Source organism: Devosia nitrariae, assembly GCF_030160115.1.
In the GTDB taxonomy this organism is placed as follows: Bacteria; Pseudomonadota; Alphaproteobacteria; order Rhizobiales; family Devosiaceae; genus Devosia; species Devosia nitrariae.
Window position 1 is genome coordinate 692,865 of the sequence record NZ_BSNS01000011.1, and the last position, 15,436, is coordinate 708,300.

The 15,436-nt window shown below is 65.0% G+C and carries 21 protein-coding genes and 1 pseudogene; 10 read left to right on the forward strand and 12 right to left on the reverse strand.

The genetic code is table 11. The features are described 5' to 3' along the window. Positions 1 to 308 (reverse strand): hypothetical protein (locus tag QQK18_RS13785; protein WP_284340906.1); only part of this gene is annotated, 308 nt, incomplete at its 3' end. 511 nt (positions 309 to 819) lie between these two features. Here QQK18_RS13785 and QQK18_RS13790 point away from each other — a divergent pair. Next, on the forward strand, positions 820 to 1,122 hold the full coding sequence (locus QQK18_RS13790) for a DUF2934 domain-containing protein (protein ID WP_284340907.1): 303 nt from the start codon (positions 820 to 822) through the stop codon (positions 1,120 to 1,122). Positions 1,123 to 1,194: 72 nt separating this feature from the next. On the opposite strand, the pseudogene QQK18_RS13795 reads toward QQK18_RS13790, so the two are convergent. Next, positions 1,195 to 1,635: pseudogene (locus tag QQK18_RS13795) on the reverse strand (DUF2267 domain-containing protein). A gap of 129 nt (positions 1,636 to 1,764) precedes the next feature. On the opposite strand from QQK18_RS13795, the gene QQK18_RS13800 reads away from it, so the two are divergent. Both QQK18_RS13800 and QQK18_RS13805 read left to right on the forward strand, forming a co-directional pair. Next, the gene (locus QQK18_RS13800; protein WP_284340908.1) at positions 1,765 to 1,929 is read left to right on the forward strand and encodes a hypothetical protein; all 165 of its coding nucleotides are present in this window, start codon (positions 1,765 to 1,767) and stop codon (positions 1,927 to 1,929) included. 121 nt (positions 1,930 to 2,050) lie between these two features. After that, complete coding sequence (locus QQK18_RS13805; protein WP_284340909.1) at positions 2,051 to 2,494, forward strand: hypothetical protein; 444 nt, start codon at positions 2,051 to 2,053, stop codon at positions 2,492 to 2,494. 26 nt (positions 2,495 to 2,520) lie between these two features. On the opposite strand, the gene QQK18_RS13810 is transcribed toward QQK18_RS13805, so the two are convergent. After that, positions 2,521 to 2,763 carry a hypothetical protein gene (locus tag QQK18_RS13810; protein ID WP_284340910.1) on the reverse strand — a complete coding sequence of 81 codons (243 nt, stop codon included), beginning with the start codon at positions 2,761 to 2,763 and terminating at the stop codon, positions 2,521 to 2,523. Between the two features lie 138 nt (positions 2,764 to 2,901). Between QQK18_RS13810 and QQK18_RS13815 the strand changes: the two genes are divergently transcribed. Then, positions 2,902 to 3,090 carry a DUF3008 family protein gene (locus tag QQK18_RS13815; protein WP_284340911.1) on the forward strand — a complete coding sequence of 63 codons (189 nt, stop codon included), beginning with the start codon at positions 2,902 to 2,904 and terminating at the stop codon, positions 3,088 to 3,090. 19 nt (positions 3,091 to 3,109) lie between these two features. Here QQK18_RS13815 and QQK18_RS13820 read toward each other — a convergent pair whose 3' ends face one another. From QQK18_RS13820 to QQK18_RS13830, 3 genes are all read right to left on the reverse strand, one after another. Beyond that, on the reverse strand, positions 3,110 to 3,655 hold the full coding sequence (locus QQK18_RS13820; protein ID WP_348523228.1) for a YbhB/YbcL family Raf kinase inhibitor-like protein: 546 nt from the start codon (positions 3,653 to 3,655) through the stop codon (positions 3,110 to 3,112). Then, entirely contained in the window at positions 3,648 to 3,836 is a 189-nt protein-coding gene (locus QQK18_RS13825) for a hypothetical protein (protein ID WP_284340912.1), read from the reverse strand. The genes QQK18_RS13820 and QQK18_RS13825 overlap by 8 nt, the downstream gene beginning before the upstream one ends. Before the next feature lie 184 nt (positions 3,837 to 4,020). After that, positions 4,021 to 4,569, reverse strand: a complete 549-nt coding sequence (locus QQK18_RS13830; RefSeq protein WP_284341046.1) for a DNA-3-methyladenine glycosylase — start codon at positions 4,567 to 4,569, stop codon at positions 4,021 to 4,023. A 61-nt stretch (positions 4,570 to 4,630) separates the two neighbouring features. Between QQK18_RS13830 and QQK18_RS13835 the strand changes: the two genes are divergently transcribed. After that, positions 4,631 to 5,242, forward strand: coding sequence for a cysteine hydrolase family protein (locus QQK18_RS13835; RefSeq protein WP_284340913.1), 612 nt, complete (start codon positions 4,631 to 4,633; stop codon positions 5,240 to 5,242). A gap of 4 nt (positions 5,243 to 5,246) precedes the next feature. Here the strand turns inward: QQK18_RS13835 and QQK18_RS13840 are convergent, their stop codons facing one another. Both QQK18_RS13840 and QQK18_RS13845 read right to left on the reverse strand, forming a co-directional pair. Next, positions 5,247 to 5,990 carry a DUF4336 domain-containing protein gene (locus QQK18_RS13840; protein WP_284340914.1) on the reverse strand — a complete coding sequence of 248 codons (744 nt, stop codon included), beginning with the start codon at positions 5,988 to 5,990 and terminating at the stop codon, positions 5,247 to 5,249. 68 nt (positions 5,991 to 6,058) lie between these two features. Beyond that, a complete protein-coding gene (locus QQK18_RS13845; protein ID WP_284340915.1) occupies positions 6,059 to 6,664 on the reverse strand; it encodes a LysE/ArgO family amino acid transporter in 606 nt (201 codons plus the stop codon). Positions 6,665 to 6,753: 89 nt separating this feature from the next. On the opposite strand from QQK18_RS13845, the gene QQK18_RS13850 reads away from it, so the two are divergent. After that, positions 6,754 to 7,647: a LysR family transcriptional regulator ArgP gene (locus QQK18_RS13850; protein WP_284340916.1), complete on the forward strand. Its 894-nt coding sequence runs from the start codon at positions 6,754 to 6,756 to the stop codon at positions 7,645 to 7,647. Positions 7,648 to 7,649: 2 nt separating this feature from the next. Here the strand turns inward: QQK18_RS13850 and QQK18_RS13855 are convergent, their stop codons facing one another. The 4 genes from QQK18_RS13855 to QQK18_RS13870 form a co-directional block, all read right to left on the reverse strand. Beyond that, entirely contained in the window at positions 7,650 to 8,855 is a 1,206-nt protein-coding gene (locus QQK18_RS13855; RefSeq protein WP_379994305.1) for an MFS transporter, read from the reverse strand. A 67-nt stretch (positions 8,856 to 8,922) separates the two neighbouring features. Then, positions 8,923 to 9,915: an AraC family transcriptional regulator gene (locus tag QQK18_RS13860; protein WP_284340918.1), complete on the reverse strand. Its 993-nt coding sequence runs from the start codon at positions 9,913 to 9,915 to the stop codon at positions 8,923 to 8,925. A gap of 32 nt (positions 9,916 to 9,947) precedes the next feature. Further along, on the reverse strand, positions 9,948 to 10,430 hold the full coding sequence (locus QQK18_RS27570; RefSeq protein ID WP_431307854.1) for an anthrone oxygenase family protein: 483 nt from the start codon (positions 10,428 to 10,430) through the stop codon (positions 9,948 to 9,950). 3 nt (positions 10,431 to 10,433) lie between these two features. Further along, complete coding sequence (locus QQK18_RS13870) at positions 10,434 to 11,279, reverse strand: NAD(P)H-binding protein (protein WP_348523231.1); 846 nt, start codon at positions 11,277 to 11,279, stop codon at positions 10,434 to 10,436. Positions 11,280 to 11,379: 100 nt separating this feature from the next. Here QQK18_RS13870 and QQK18_RS13875 point away from each other — a divergent pair, with 100 nt between their 5' ends. The 4 genes from QQK18_RS13875 to der all read left to right on the forward strand — a co-directional run bounded on the left by QQK18_RS13875 (position 11,380) and on the right by der (position 15,424). Then, complete coding sequence (locus QQK18_RS13875; protein WP_284340920.1) at positions 11,380 to 12,012, forward strand: TetR/AcrR family transcriptional regulator; 633 nt, start codon at positions 11,380 to 11,382, stop codon at positions 12,010 to 12,012. A 278-nt stretch (positions 12,013 to 12,290) separates the two neighbouring features. Next, a complete protein-coding gene (locus QQK18_RS13880) occupies positions 12,291 to 13,067 on the forward strand; it encodes a class I SAM-dependent methyltransferase (protein ID WP_284340921.1) in 777 nt (258 codons plus the stop codon). Between the two features lie 148 nt (positions 13,068 to 13,215). After that, positions 13,216 to 13,956 (forward strand): tetratricopeptide repeat protein, encoded by a 741-nt coding sequence (locus tag QQK18_RS13885; protein ID WP_284340922.1) that lies wholly within the window; start codon positions 13,216 to 13,218, stop codon positions 13,954 to 13,956. Between the two features lie 19 nt (positions 13,957 to 13,975). Beyond that, positions 13,976 to 15,424: a ribosome biogenesis GTPase Der gene (gene der / locus QQK18_RS13890; protein WP_284340923.1), complete on the forward strand. Its 1,449-nt coding sequence runs from the start codon at positions 13,976 to 13,978 to the stop codon at positions 15,422 to 15,424. Positions 15,425 to 15,436: the final 12 nt, after the last annotated feature.

Below are 15,436 nucleotides of genomic sequence, written 5' to 3' on the forward strand. Positions count from 1 at the left end.
CTCCTGAAGAGGAGGTTGCCCCTGAAGAAGAGGTTGCCCCTGAAGAGGAGGTTGCCCCTGAAGAGGAGGTTGCCCCTGAAGAGGAGGTTGCCCCTGAAGAAGAGGTTGCCCCTGAAGAAGAGGTTGCCCCTGAAGAAGAGGTTGCCCCTGAAGAAGAGGTTGCCCCTGAAGAAGAGGTTGCCCCTGAAGAAGAGGTTGCCCCTGAAGAAGAGATAGCTCCTGAGGAAGTGCCTGCTCCTGAGCAAGAGGCCGTGCCCGAAGAGGCGGTGCCCCCTGAAGGGGCAGCCTGCACACCGGAACAAGTACAAGCCGGTCTCTGTCCTCAACCTCAATAGAGCTGCAGATCAAGTATGCGCGGCGCGGCGATCCCGTATCGCCGCGCCGCAGCGCGTCTGGCGACGGCTGTCCGGCGGGTGTGCGCACAAGAAAAGCCGCCCGAGGAGCGTTCAAACGGGCGGCCAGTGATAGACGGCTAGATTTTGGGGCGGGAGCCCCGGGGCTCGGGGACAAGCCAGTTGGGGACAGGCAATGGGGCTCCCGCGATAAAAACCCGAGAGGCAGGAATTGGTTGCGGTCACAACCACCACTCCGGCCAGCTTCTATGCAGCACGGACAAGCCCCTAGCCAGCAGCGCTCCTGGTCTTGTTGTAGGTCGACTCTGTTTTCTCCGGCTCCCTATTAACACAGGTTAACTGTATAATGGGAGAGGCCTGCCGACCTGCACGTGCGCGTGCCCAGGCGTTTCGCCGTCCATTGTAGATGACTGCAACCGCTTTGTGCGCTGGGAATTGGTCAAGTGAAAGGACGATAGCGATAGCGATGGCTCCCCACTATGACGACCCGCAGCAACTCGATGGTTTCCGTGAGGCGGTGCGCGACACGGCCTATTTTCTCTGGGAGCAGGCCGGCAAGCCCGAGGGGCGGTCAGACGAGTTCTGGTACAAGGCCCTGGCCATCCATTACCGCGAGCGCGCCTACGGGATCTGGCGGCGCCAATTGAAGAACCAGAAGCCCGACACCGCCGACGATCCCGAACCGATCGGCAACGTCAGCGGCACGGACCTTTCCGAAGATGAGACTTTGCAGGTTGCCGAGGGAATCGAGCACGAGCGGGATGCCTAGGATGCGTGAGAAGCGCGCGATTTGAGTCCATCAAATCGCGCGCCAGCCATTCCTGCTCAGGCGTGCTTGCTGTCAGTGCACTTTCTCGGGATCCGGCCAAAGATCGCGCACCTGCTCCGGCAGCGCTGCACGCACCTTACGCACTTCGCCCGGGTCGACGTAATGGGAGAGAACCTTGAAGACCGTCCGAGTCGCCTCGACCGTGTTCACCGGCCTGATGAACTTGAGTTCCTGCTCGACCTGCTCGAGAAATTCATCGAGCGTGCGCGATCGTACAGGCTGCTTGGACGGCTGGAACTGGTCGTAATAGGTTCCACGCACCAGCAGCGGCAACTGTGCCCCCAGATGCGCCGAGAGGTCCGTCGGCAGACGGTCGCGTACCGTATGCAGGACGGCGCTCAGCATGTGTCAGGCCACCTGGCGATCGGGACCATGGTCCTCCATGATCTCCTTGAGCCAGGTATTGGTGACCTGCAGGGTTTTATCGAAAGCGTCTATGCCCGTAGCGCTCATGGCCGCCTCCATGGGGTTTGGAAGATACCCCACCAACGGGGCGTCGTCCCGAGAGTTCCACCGCTTCACCAGGGCAAATTCGGAACTTCCGCGACGTGTGCGGATTTCGCTCCAAGCGGAGAAATTACTATGAAGACCTATGACCCCGATAAAACGACCAAGGAAGTCCGCCAGGGCAATCGGCGCCTGATGAATCTGCGCGTGCTGGTCTACGCCATCATCGGAATCGTCGTCGCCTTCGCGCTCATCTATCTCTGGTTCGCGGTCTTTGCGCCCGGCGGGTCCGCAGCATAATGGCGGAACTTTGAGCGGGAAGGGGAATTGCCCGTCTAAAGCGGGATGCGAACGCGGGGACCGGTTTCGCGGGGTTTCCTGCCTCAAGCTAGAGCGCGATCGTTAACACGAGGATCGACAAATGGGTAGAGCGTCAGACGACCACGACCACCCTTATCGGGCCGAGGAGGGGCCGCCCGAGTATCGTGAGGGCCGCCAGCTCGACGACAATACGGATGACCTGGGCCGCAACGTCACCGATCCCGAGAAGACGGAAGAGATGGTCGAAACCGCCATCTACCGGCTGACACCCATCGCGCAGCCCGACGACACCAATTGGGACCGCACCGTCAACCGTGGCGATGTGATCGTGCGGGCGCGTTCTTCCGGCGATGCACGGGTGGTCGCCTCCGAGGGTGAGGCGGAGGCGATGGGCAAGAATCCGACCTTGGCCACCACGCAACTGCTGGCCAGCGCCTTCCGCGATTCCCACCTCTATGCCGTCCGCCGGGTCTCGGATTCCCAACATCCAGCCCTCGGCCCGCGCGAAGTCCTGGAAGCCGATTTTCTTTCCAAAAAGCGCTAGGTCAGGTTCGCGTAGCGGTGGTGGTCTCAGACGGGCGTGACGGAAACGATCTTGCCCACCACCGCGCCGGAATGCCGGATGCCCCGCAGGCGCTCCTCTGCGTCTTCCCAGGAATAGGCCCAGATAGTCGTCGTGAAGTTGCTGCCCGAATAGCGGTAGTCGATGGCAAAGCAGTAGAGCGGCCGACCCTCGGCGTCCTCGCAGACGCACTCCGGGTCCGGCTCCATGTTCCGAGCGCGTATTTCTGCAAGATTGATGACGTCACCCATCACTGCAAGCTCCGGTGGCTGAAAATGAAACAGGAGCGCAGCGCCAACGGTTCCAGGCCTAACACAAGCGTGTCCGGCGGCGAACCGAACCGGTGGCTTTCTCGTTTCCTTGGCACGGAACAACCAAGGAGCAAGCCGATGCCGGCAAAATCGAAGGCTCAGCAGAAGGCGGCCGGAGCTGCGCTCTCGGCCAAGCGTGGCGACACCAAGAAGAGCGAGCTCAAGGGCCCGTCCAAGTCCATGTACGAGTCGATGAGCGAAGAGGAGCTCGACGAAATGGCGTCCACCAAGCGCAAGGGCAAACCGGAGCACAAATCGAAGTCGTGATGTCCAGGCGGCCCGGCGATCAGCGCTCGTAGGTGCCGACGAACTCGGTCTCTTCGAGCATGTGGCGCCGGGCGGCGTGCCAGACGTCCTCGACCGGCGTGTCGTTGGGCACGCCGAGGTCCCTCACGTCGAGGGCGGCCAGACGGAAGATATAGTGATGGGTGCCGTGTCCGCGGGGCGGCTCGGGGCCGTCATAGCGGCTCTGACCGAAATCGTTGCGGGCAAAGCGCACGTCGCCGCTGGCCTTGCTGCCGAACCCCTCTTGCAATTCCGTCTGCCCTCCCGGGATATCGAAGGCGCCCCAATGCCTGAACATGCCGTTCGGCGCGTCGGGATCCTCGACGATCAGCACGAAACTCAGCGTGCCCTCGGGCACGCCCGACCAAATCAGATGCGGCGAGAGGTTATCGCCGTCCCGCGCGTGCCGCACGGGTATCGCACCATTTGCATCGAAGGCGGGACTGGAAAGCGTCAGAGGCATGATGGCTCCTTGCGGTTGAGGCGCGAAGGTGCCTTGCGCCGCGGGTTGACCAGGTTCGGCCGGCACCTTCGAAGTTTCAGACATATTTGGGCGGCTCCTCCTCGTCCGGGTTGGGAAACGGTTCCTCGGGCGGGGGGATGTCGGGATCCGGATCGCGCTGCGGCCGAGGGTCCGGATCCGGCTTCGGGTCGGGCGGCAGCGGCGGCGGCTCGGGCTCAGGCGTGGGAGGCTCGCCCGGAGGGATGTAGAGTCTCAAGGTATACACGGTATGCGCTCCCTGGGTCGTGACAGGCTCGCCGGGGCCGTTCGCGGACCCGGTTCTACACTCAACTGTTTTGGCGCCCGAAGGTTCGCGCTCACCTGGCTGCGCCGGCCGCGGCAGGAACAAAATGGCGGAAAGGATTTCCGTCGACGGCTCGGCTTCTCCGCCGTCGCACCGCTAACACAAATCAGCCTCGGAACGGCCTGCTGAGGAACCGCGAGCCGAGAAGGCCGAAGCGCCAGGGGGCCTCGCGATTGCGCGAGATGCCGATGCGTTCGCCCGCGACGACTTGGGAACCTTCTGGGGCACCATTTATATCGAACGGAAACGCGAGCACGGAGCGTCCGTTGTGACTAAGGTCGACGCCGAGGGCCTGGCAAAGCCGACCGGGCCCGGCGCAGAGCAGCCGGGGATCGGAAAGGCCGCGCCGTTCGGCCATGACATCGAGCCCGGTCAGGGGCTCGATCGCGCGGATCAGCACTGCCGAGCCCGGCAGGCATACGAAGTTGAGGCACCAATGGATTCCGTAGGACCGATAGACATAGACAGTCCCCGGCTCGCCGAACATGGCGCCGTTGCGCATCGTTGGCCCGTTGAAGCTGTGCGAGGCCGGGTCCGTCGCGTCATAGGCCTCGGTCTCGACGATGCGACCGCCGATCCCGTCCACCGTGAGCGTTGCTCCGATGAGCGCCGCCGCCACATCTGCCGCCGGTCGCGCGAAGAAATCTGCCGTCAGTCTCACGCTCTTGCCTTTTTCGGTCCGTTTCCGCCGCCCCACATGCCGAGGCGGTTCCGCCATGCCTCTTAGCCTCGATGACATCGCCTGGCGACACGTCGCGCATATCTGCGTCGACATGCAGCGCATGTTCGAGGAGGAGACCGCCTGGCATACGCCTTGGGCTGCGCGGACCTTGCCGGCCATCGAGGCCATCGTCGAGCTCAACCCGCAGCGCACCGTCTTCACCCGCTTTATCCCTCCGCTGAATGCGGACGCCGCCAGGGGCGCCTGGCGTGCCTACTACCAGCAGTGGCACATGATGACGCGCGAGCGCATGCCGGCCCAGTTGCTCGAGCTCTGCGCCCCGCTCGCCCGCTTCGTGCCGCCGGCGCGTGTCGTCGACAAGGCCATCTACTCCCCCTGGCTCGAAACCGGGCTTCACCGGCAATTACGAACCGAAGCTGTCGAAACGCTGGTCGTGACCGGCGGCGAGACGGATGTCTGCGTCCTGGCGACGGTGATGGGTGCCGTCGACCTCGGCTACCGCGTCGTGCTGCCCGAGGACGCCGTCTGCAGCTCGGCCGACGAGACCCACGATGCCATGCTGCGCATCTACAGGAGCCGTTTCGGCGAGCAACTCGTCGACTGCCGCACCGAAGACCTGCTGGACGCCTGGCGGCACGAAACGTGAAATCCTAGCGCAGCCAGCGGAAGGCCCGCTCAAGCTCTGCTTTGCCGTCGCTGTGGTACCAGCGGCCATGGGCGAGGATGATGCGTTCGGGGTCCCATTCGACCATCCGCTTGACCGCCGCCTTCAGTCCCGCCTGGTTGGCCGCATAGGTGAGGCGCATGTCGCGCGGCATTTGTCCATCCGGGTCCTGCACACCTCCCAGTCGTGTCAACCATCTCATGAGAATCGAACCGAGCTTTGCCGGCTCGAAATTCTCGATGAGGTCGGTCAGCACCAGCGTGCGGCTGGGGCGATGGAAGAACACCATCTCGGTCATGTACTCGCCCACCACCGGCAGGGTCGCCAGCGCTTCGTCCCAGGGATATCCGCTGGTCCGGTCGAGTGTCTCACATTCGAAATCGATCCGTCCACCGGCCTGCTGGCGGATGCGCGGCGCCAGAAAGACCTGAGCGTCGTCATAGGCAGCATGCCAGTCGGGGATCCACCAATAGTGGATGCGGTTGGGCCCGATGATCCAGCGCGGCGCGCCGATGCCGGCGATCTCTCTGGCGAGCTCGCCGGTGAGCGGGGTCGGCGAGTGGATGAAGAGATCGCGGCCGATGCGGATGACGGTCATGCGCGTCGGAAACGGCATTTTGGGCCAGGGCATGCCGAACCGGATGATCGGTCCGTCGACGATCCAGACATCCTCGGCGACGGGCTTCAGCGTATTGAGCGGCGGATAGGTCGCCTGGTCGTGATGCCGCATCGGTCCCCCAATCGAACGCTCGGGAGAGTTGCAGACGGGGCAGGGCTTTGCCAACCCCCCTGGCGGCGTCACTGCCGCACGAGCAGCCGCAGAGCGATGACGCACATGGTTGCTCCGATGATGAGATCCAGCACGCGCCAGGCGCCCGGCTGCGCAAACAGCGGTCGCAACAGGCGTGCTCCGTAACCGAGCGAGAAGAAGAAGCAGAAGGAGGCGGCCACCGCGCCCGCCGCGAAGACGGCCTCCTCGCCCGGATACTGCGTCGAGATCGAGCCGAGGAGCAGGATCGTGTCGAGATAGACGTGCGGGTTGAGCCAGGTGAAGGCGAGGCAGGCGGCAAGAGCAGCGGCGAGGCTTGTCGGTGCCTGGCTCGACGGCACGAGGGTCCCGCCTTTGCCCAGTGCCGAGACGAAAGCCCGCACGCCATAGGCGACGAGGAACGCCGCACCGGCAAAGCGCAGCGCCGTCTCGAGCCAGGGCAGGGAGGCGGTCAGCGCGCCGAACCCGGAAACACCGGCCGAGATCAGCACAGCGTCCGAAACCGCGCAGGCGAGGCAAATGGCAAGAACATGCTCGCCGCGCAGCCCCTGGCGCAGTACGAACGCGTTCTGCGCACCGATGGCGAGGATCAGGCCGAGGCCGAGCAGGAAACCGGGAATGAATGCTGTGGTCATGAAACGCCTCTGCTGAGACGCTTTGACTAATGGCGGGCACTGGATTAGTGAAATTAAACTTTCTGTCTCTGGATTAGCAAAATTAAATCATGCTCGATTATGCCCATTTGGCAGCGCTTGCAGCGGTGGTGCGAACCGGCAGCTTCGAGAAGGCGGGCCAGCGACTGAACATAACGCCCTCGGCTGTCTCTCAGCGCATCAAGCTCCTCGAAGAGCGGCTTGGTGCCGTACTGGTGGTGCGCGGCCAGCCATGCGTTGCGACCAAGGCCGGCCAGCGCCTCTGCCGGCATTTCGAGGAGGTGAGCCTGCTCGAGTCGACGCTCCAAGGCGATTTCGGCGCCCTGATGCCGACGGGCGCGCCTGCGCGCCTGCGCATCGCCGTCAACGCCGACAGTCTTGCCACCTGGTTCATCGATGCGATGGCCGGAGCCGGCGATGGGCTGCTGTTCGATCTGGTGGTGGACGATGAAGGCAACAGTGCCGAGTGGCTGCGACGAGGTGAAGTCGGCGCCGCGGTCACCGCCAATGCCGGTCCGGTCCAGGGCTGCAGCGTGCGCGCGCTCGGCGCATTGCGCTATCTGGCGACGGCGAGCCCGCAATATGCGCAGCGCTGGTTCTCGGAAGGGGTCGGGGAAGCGCAGCTGAGCCATGCGCCTTGTCTGGTCTTCAGCGCCACAGACGAACTGCAGACGCGCTGGGCCGCCGGCATCGTCGGCCGGCCGCTCACCATGCCGAGCCACTGGCTGCCGGCCACCCAGGCCTTCGTCGACGCGGCGCTTGCCGGGCTCGGTTGGGGGATGAACCCTGAACCGCTGGTGCGCCGGCATATTGCGCTAGGACGCTTGGTCGAACTCGTTCCCGGTCGCACTCTCGACGTGCCGCTCCACTGGCAGTGGAGCCGCTCGCTGGAGCCGGTGCTCGAGAACGTAACGGCCGCGGTGGTGACCGCGGCCGCTGATTGGCTTGTCGAGACGAACGAGTAGGCCTACTCGGCCGGTACGACCTGGCGCCGGGGTGCGGCGGCGAGCCCGACGGCGCCGAGCGCCATGATGCCGGTGAACCCGATCGCATAAGCGACACCAAGATTGTCGACCAGAAGGCCCCCGACGATCGCGCCGGTCGCGATGGAGACCTGGAAAAGTACGACGATCAGGCTGCCAACCCCTTCGAGATCGTCCGAGGCGGCCTGTGCCAGCCCCGTCTGCAGCACGATCGGGCCGGCACCGAAGGCAAAGCCCCATATGGCGGCAAGACCTGCGGCGGGAATGGCATTGGTGCCAAAGAAGGCGAGTGCGAGAGCCGAAAGCCCCATCAGCGTGCCGACGGTTGCAAGGCCCAGCCGCTGGTTGCGGTCGGCGATGGCCCCGCCCACCAGATTGCCGAAGAAGTTGGCGATGCCGAACGCCAGCAGGGTCATGGCGACCATGGCGGGCGACATCTGCGTCACCTGCTCGAGGAAGGCGCGCACATAGACGAATCCGGCGAAATGGCCACCGGCGACCAGGAGGACAGCCAGAAGTCCGAGTTGCACGCCGCGCCGGCCGGTCAGGCGCAGAATGCTGATGAGATTATTACTGGCCGCGGCGGGCAGGCGCGGCAGGGCGAAGACCTGGACTGCGGTCGCGATCACAGCCGCGCCCGCGGCCAGGAACATGGCCATCCGCCAACCGAAGAGGTCGCTGACCAGCGCGCCGACCGACGGAGCGGCGATGGTCGCCAGCGATACGCCGACGAAGATGATGGACATGCCGCGGCCCAGGGCGTTGATGCCGACGAGCCTCGCAACGACGGCGGAGGAAAGCGACCAGAAGCCGCTAAGCGCGATGCCGAGCGCCGCGCGGGCGATCAGCAGCATCACGAAGCTGTCGGCGAAAGCCGCCATCAGATTGGATGCGACGGTGAGGAGGCTGAGGGCGATGAGCACGAGCTTGCGGTCGAGCCGGCCGATGACGACGTTGGCAAAGAGCGCCGCCACCGCGCCGACGACGGCGGTCGCGGTCACTGCCTGGCCGGCAAGGCCTTCGCTGATGCCGAGGTCGGCGGCCATCGGCGTTAAAAGGCCGGCCGGCAGGAACTCCGCCGAGACGATGGCGAAGGTGGCGAAAGACATGGAGAGAACGGCGAGCCAGATGCCCATGGGCCATCCGGCCTGCGCGCTCGCGTGAGTAGATGAGTTACGAAATTCCGACATGTGTACCTCCGGGAGGGGCGCCAACCTAGTCGGTGCCGCTCGGAGGTTTAATGACAGAAAGTCTCCATTACATGACACTTCGTCCGAAAGTCTCTGCACCCGCGGCGCTGCCGTTGCGACGCCACAGGCCAGGCGGCGAGCCGACCAGCCGCTTGAAGGCGCGGCTGAAGGAGGCTTCGGACTCATAGCCCAGCCTTTGGGCGGCTTCGGCGACGCTCATGTGGTCCCGACTCAACCATTCGCCGGCGATCCGCATGCGCCAGCGCGCCACGTACCGGCCCGGGCCTTCGCCGACGACACTGGCGAACTTCTCGGCAAAGGATGAGCGCGACAGGCCCGCCACGCGCGCCAGGGTTTCGACGGTCCAGTCCTCGCCCGGATCGCGGTGCACCGCCGCCAGCGCCCGGCCAATCTGCGGATCGCGAATGGCCGCCAGCCAACCACGTGCCGCCTCGCAGGCGCCGTTGACCCAGCAGCGGATGACGCGGGCAACCAGCAGATCGGCGAGCCGCGCGAGAACCGTCGCCCCGCCGAGCTGCGATTGGCCCACTTCCTGGCTCATCGCCTCGAGGAGCGCTGCAATCACCGGATCGCGCGCCATCACTTCGCAGCCGCGGATGACCTGCGGCATCAGGTCGAGAAGGGGGTGGAAGGCATGCGCTTCGAGCGACATGCTGCCGCAAAAGAGCGTGGTGGCCTGACCGTCACCGGTCTCGGTCAGGCAATAGACGATGCCCCCGAACGAATCCATCTGGCTGTAGTCCACTGGTTTGCAGGGCGATTCGGGGGCGCCGGCAAGCTCGTGCGGGATGCCCTTGGGCAGAAGCACGATGTCGCCCTCCGCCAGCTCCATCCATCCTCCGGCCTCGGTGTGGAGCCAGCATGGCCCACTGCCGACGAAATGGAACCGCGCCAGCGGCTGCTCGGGAAAGTGGATTCCCCAGGGCTGTACCATTTCGAAGCGGCCATATCTGACGCCGGTCATGCGGAAGTCCTGCAGGACCTCACTCAGCGGGTCCATGGGCAGGCTGTTGCGGAGGCTGGACGATTTGTCATGCATGTGGCAATTCTAATCATTCAAACGCCGCTACGCTAGCCGCTAATTGTCAGGCCTCTGCCGCGGCATAGACAAACGCCGCCAGCGAAAGGAACCCGGCGAGCGCGCGGATGTGATTCCAGAAGGTCCATTCCGAAAGGTACCGCTGCCAGATGTCCGCTCCCTCGGCGCTCTCGGGCGCAACCTTGGCGAGGGCGTCGTTGCGCGGCACGTTCTGGACCATGGTGCCCCCGGACGTAGAAGAGGCCGCCTGCGATCAACGCCCAGCCGGCCGGATGCCCGATGTTGAAGCCGCCGACGACGATAGCGGCGAGGCCCAGCACCGCCATGCCGAGGAAAACGCCAAGGAAGATCGGAACCAGTACGGTGACGTTGATCGCCTGCATGGCGCGGATGCCGGCTTCGGGCGAAAGCCGCCCGAGCGCCGGCATGATGCAGAACGAGAAGACGTAGAACATTCCGGCCATCAGGCCACTGCCGAGTGCGCCAGCGAAGGCGAGGGTGAAAATCCAGTCCATTGGTCAGTCCTCCTGGTTCCAGACTCCGCTCGCGGCTGCACGCCGGACATAATCGGCAAAGGATGTTGCCGGGCGGCCGAGCGCCTGCTCTACGCCGTCGGCGATCGCGACATTGCGGCCGTCGAGCACTTCGGTAAAGAGCAGCATCATCAGGTCGATGATGACTTGCGGCACATGATCGGCGCGCAGGGCCGCGGCGAACTCGCTGGCCGGTAACTTGGCAAAACGGATGCTGCGGCCGGTCGCGCGGGCGATCTCGGCGATAGCCGTCTCAAAGGTGATGGCTTCGGGGCCGGTCAGTTCGTAGAGCTTGCCGACATGACCATCCTCCGTCAGCGCAGCGACCGCGACGTCGGCAACATCGTCGATGTCGACAAACGGCTCCGGCACCGGCCCGGCAGGCAGGTAGACCTCGCCCGAGAGGACCGGCTCGAGCAGGAAGGCCTCGCTGAAGTTCTGTGCAAACCAGCTGCAGCGCAGGATCGTCCAGTCGGCGCCGCTGGCCTTGAGCATCTCTTCGCTGCGCTGCGCTTCCGGCTCGCCGCGCCCGGACAGCAGCACGATCCGCTTCACGCCGTTTGTGAGCGCGACCTTGGTAAACGCCTCGATCGCTTCCGGCGCGCCGGGCACTGCAAGATCCGGATAGTAGGTGACATAGGCAGCCGAGGCGCCGGCGAGTGCGGCCTCCCATGTTTCCGGCCGTTCCCAGTCGAACGCTGGTTCCGCATTCCGCGAGCCGATTCGTGCGAGCTTGCCGAGCGCATCCAGCCGGTCGGCGACGCGCCGGCCGGTCTTGCCATTGCCGCCGACGACAAGGATCGGGGCAGGTGTCTCTTTGTTCGCAGTCATCATCATCTCCTGGGTTCAAAAAACATGAGGAATACTCATATTTGCTAAATGTGATAAATCCTCATATTATCTGAGTCAACACGAAATCGGACGGGTGGTGATGACGATGACGCAGGCTTTGCCTTCCCAGCCGCGCAAGATGCCGACCCAGCAGCGCAGCCGTGAGCGGGTGGAACGGATCCTTGCCGTCGCGACCGACCTCATCGCCGAGCGTGGCAGCGACGCGGTCAGGATGAGCGATATTGCGGAGGGGGCAGGGGTTTCGATCGGCTCGCTCTATCAGTACTTTCCGGACAAGTCGGCGGTGATCCGCACCCTCGCCGAGCGCTCCAACGAAATGGCCCTTGCCTGCGTCGAGCGGATCATGGGTCAGGTCCAGGACCTCCCGGGACTGGCGCAGGCGCTCCAGCAGGTCGTCGACGAGTATTATGGTATGTTCCAGGACTATCCGGTAACGCGGGACATCTGGTTCGCCACGCAGGCCGACAAGGCCCTTCGCAACATCGACGCCGAGGACACCGCCGCCCATGTGGCGCAGTTCGAGGGGGTGATGCTGCGCATAGGCGTGCCCGCCGGCAAGACGGAGGTCAAAAGCTATGCCCTGCTGGCCATGAATCTCCTCGCCGCTGCCGTGCGCATGGCTATCGTCTTGCCGGCCGACGAGGCGGCCCGCGTGCTCGAAGGATTCAAGACGATGGCCGCGCGCGACCTGCTGGCCCGGTTCGGCGCCTGACGCTTGCAGGAACCGCTGCACCCGCCTATGTTGCCCGCATTATGCAAGGATATTTCTCGATGACTGTCTGCACGGTCGTGCGCATTCGCTTTTCCGCGGCGTCCTGCCGCTAAGGTTCGCGCCCGAGCTCCCACCAACTCTTCACGGAGCCTGAGGCGCGCGCTTTGAGCGTGTGCCCGAGCCCTTCATCGTGCTCGCAAGGCCAATCGGGCCCTGCAGGACGTCCGCGCATCTTCTCTCCACCACGCGAGCCGGAGAAGACGCATGAGGACGTTTCCGTGCAAATCAAACATAACCGCAGACCCAGCCGGAGCTGGGATGCCGTCGCCGACTGGTATGTCGGCTGGTCGGGTCCTGAAGGCAGCCGGCACCATAAGAGGCTCGCCATTCCGGCGCTGATCGACCTCTTGCGGCCGCAACCGGGTGAAGGCGTGCTGGACATCGGCTGTGGTGCCGGCGCGCTCGCGCCCGCTATCATGAAAGCCGGCGCTGCCTACACCGGCGTCGACCTGGGGGCCAGGCTCATCGCCCATGCCCGCAAGCATCATCGCGGCGATGCTCGCTTCGTCGTTGGAGACGCGACGCGCCTCGCTGCCATGCCCGATTTGCGGGCGGGCACGTTCGACGCGGCTGCCTTCCTTCTCAGCATCCAGGATATCGAGCCCTTGGAGGGGGCGCTGGCCTCCGCCGCCTGGGCGTTGAAGCCTGGCGGCCGGCTGGTGTTGCTCATGACCCATCCGTGCTTCCGCATTCCGCGCCAGAGCGGCTGGGGTTGGGACGAAGGACGGCGGCTGCAGTTCCGACGTATCGACCGCTACCTGACCCCGCTCGACATCCCCATGCAGGAATATGGGGACGGACGGCGCGGCACGACGCGCAGCTACCATCGCCCACTCGAGACCTATGTCTCGGCCCTTGCTGGCAACGGCCTCGTGGTCGATGCCCTACGCGAAGTGGCGGGAGGGTTCGCCAACCAGCGCGACGAGGCCAGGGCCGCACGGTTGGCGCAGGCTGAAATCCCGCTGTTTCTTTGCCTGCGGGCCACCAGGCGCTGACCTCGGACGGGCGGCGGCCTTGCGGGGCAGCCGCCCGTCCGAGAAACCTCAGGAATTCTCCCGATCTGCGCGCCGCGCCGTTTGCAATCGCCAATGCGCGCCACTATTGTGCCGCCACTTTCTGTGTAGCCCACTCGCAAAGGCCCAAATGTCCAACGACAACATCTTCCGCGAAGTCGACGAGGAACTGCGCTCGGACCGTATGCGCAGGTTTTGGCAGCAGTTCGGGCCCTATGTCATCGGCGCAGCGGTTGCCATCGTCCTGCTCGTGGCCATCAACGAGGGCTGGGCCTGGTGGCAGAACTCACGGGCTGCCGCATCTTCCGATCGGCTCTATGCCGCTTTGGAGCTGGCCGACGGCGGTGACACTCAGGCGGCCCAGGCCGCGCTCGAGGAACTGGCGGCGACCGGTTCCGGGGGCTATCCGACGCTCGCGCGCTTCCGTGAGGCGGGCCTGCTCGCCGCCAGTGGCGACGCTGCAGCGGCTATTGCCGCCTACGACGCGCTTGCTACCAGCGAGTCCAATCCGCGCCTGCGGGAACTGGCGCTGGTGATGGCCGGCAATCTGCTCGTCGATGCCGGAACCCTCGAGGAAGTCGAAAGCCGCGTCGCCGCCATCGCCGTCGAAGGCAATCCGCTGCGCAATGCCGCGCGCGAGGCCATCGGGCTGGCCCAGGTCAAGGCTGGAGAGACGACCGGTGCGCAGGCGACCTTCGAGGCCATTCTCAACGACCCACTGACGCAGAACAGCCAGCGCCAGCGCGCGGGCTTCTATCTCGCGCAACTCCTCGCCCAGGGCGACATCGATCCTGAGGCCGAAGCTGCGGGTGAGGCCGGTGAGCCGACCCCGCAAGCACCGGCGGAGGGTGAGGTGCCGGCGGCCGAATAGGCCGCCGACCGGATATGCCATGACCGTCACTGTTGCCATCGTCGGCCGGCCGAACGTGGGTAAGTCCACGCTCTTCAACCGTTTGGTCGGGCGCAAGATCGCGCTCGTCGACGACACGCCCGGCGTCACTCGCGACCGGCGCGAGGCCGAGGGGCGGATCGCCGACCTCAAGTTCCGTGTCCTCGATACCGCCGGCTTCGAGGACGTCAGGGACGGCAGTCTCGAAGATCGCATGCGCCAGCAGACCGAGCTCGCCATCCGCGAGGCGGACGTCATTCTCTTCATGATCGATGCGCGCGCCGGCGTCGTGCCGCTCGACGAGCGCTTCGCCCAGGTGCTGCGCCGGGCCGGCAAGGATGTGCACCTGATTGCCAACAAGGCCGAGGGGCGCGAGGCGCAGGCGGGGCTGGTCGAGGCTTTCAGGCTCGGATTCGGCGAACCCATACCGCTCTCGGCCGAGCATGGCCTGGGCATGGCCGACCTCCATTCGATCGTCTCCGAGGCGATCGACAGGGCCGCCGAGGCAAAGGGTGAGGGCGCCCCCGAAATCGAGGCGATGCCCGAGGTGAACGTCGATATCGACGACAGCGAGCTCGAAGGCGAGGGCGAAGAGGCAACGCTACGCTGGAACCCCCGCCGCTACCTCAACGTCGCCATCGTCGGGCGGCCCAACGCCGGCAAGTCGACCCTCGTCAACCGCCTCGTCGGCGAGGATCGCGTGCTGGTCGGCCCGGAAGCCGGAATCACCCGCGATTCCATTCTCGTGCCCTGGGAATGGCAGGGCAGGGTCATCAATCTTGTCGATACCGCCGGCATCCGCCGTCGCGCCCGTGTGACCGAGAAGCTCGAAAAGCTCGCCGTCGGCGATGCGCTGCGCACGATCCAGTATGCCGAGGTCGTGGTGCTTATGCTCGATGCGACCATTCCCTTCGAAAAGCAGGACCTGCAGCTCGCCGACCTCGTCGAGCGCGAGGGAAGGGCTATGGTCATTGCCGTCAACAAGTGGGATCTTATCGAGGACAAGCCCGCAACTCTGGCGGCTCTCAAGGAGGCCTGCGAGCGACTGTTGCCGCAGCTGCGCGGCATTCCGCTGTTGACCCTCTCGGGTCTCACCGGCCGCAATCTCGATCGTCTGATGGACGCCATCTTCGAGATCGAGAAGGCCTGGAACGGCCATGTCTCGACTGCGCGTCTCAACCGTTGGCTCGCCGGCATGGTCGAGGGCCACCCGCCGCCGGCCGTCTCGGGGCGCCGGCTGAAACTGCGCTACATGACCCAGGCCAAGAGGCGCCCGCCGAGCTTCATCCTCTTTGCCTCGCGCCCCGATGTGCTGCCCACCTCCTACCAGCGCTATCTCGTCAACGGTCTGCGTGAGGCGTTCGCACTGTTGGGCACGCCCATCCGTCTCTGGGTGCGCGCGTCGAGCAAAAATCCCTATGACGATCCGGGCAAGCGCAGGATCGGATAGAGATTCCTCGTA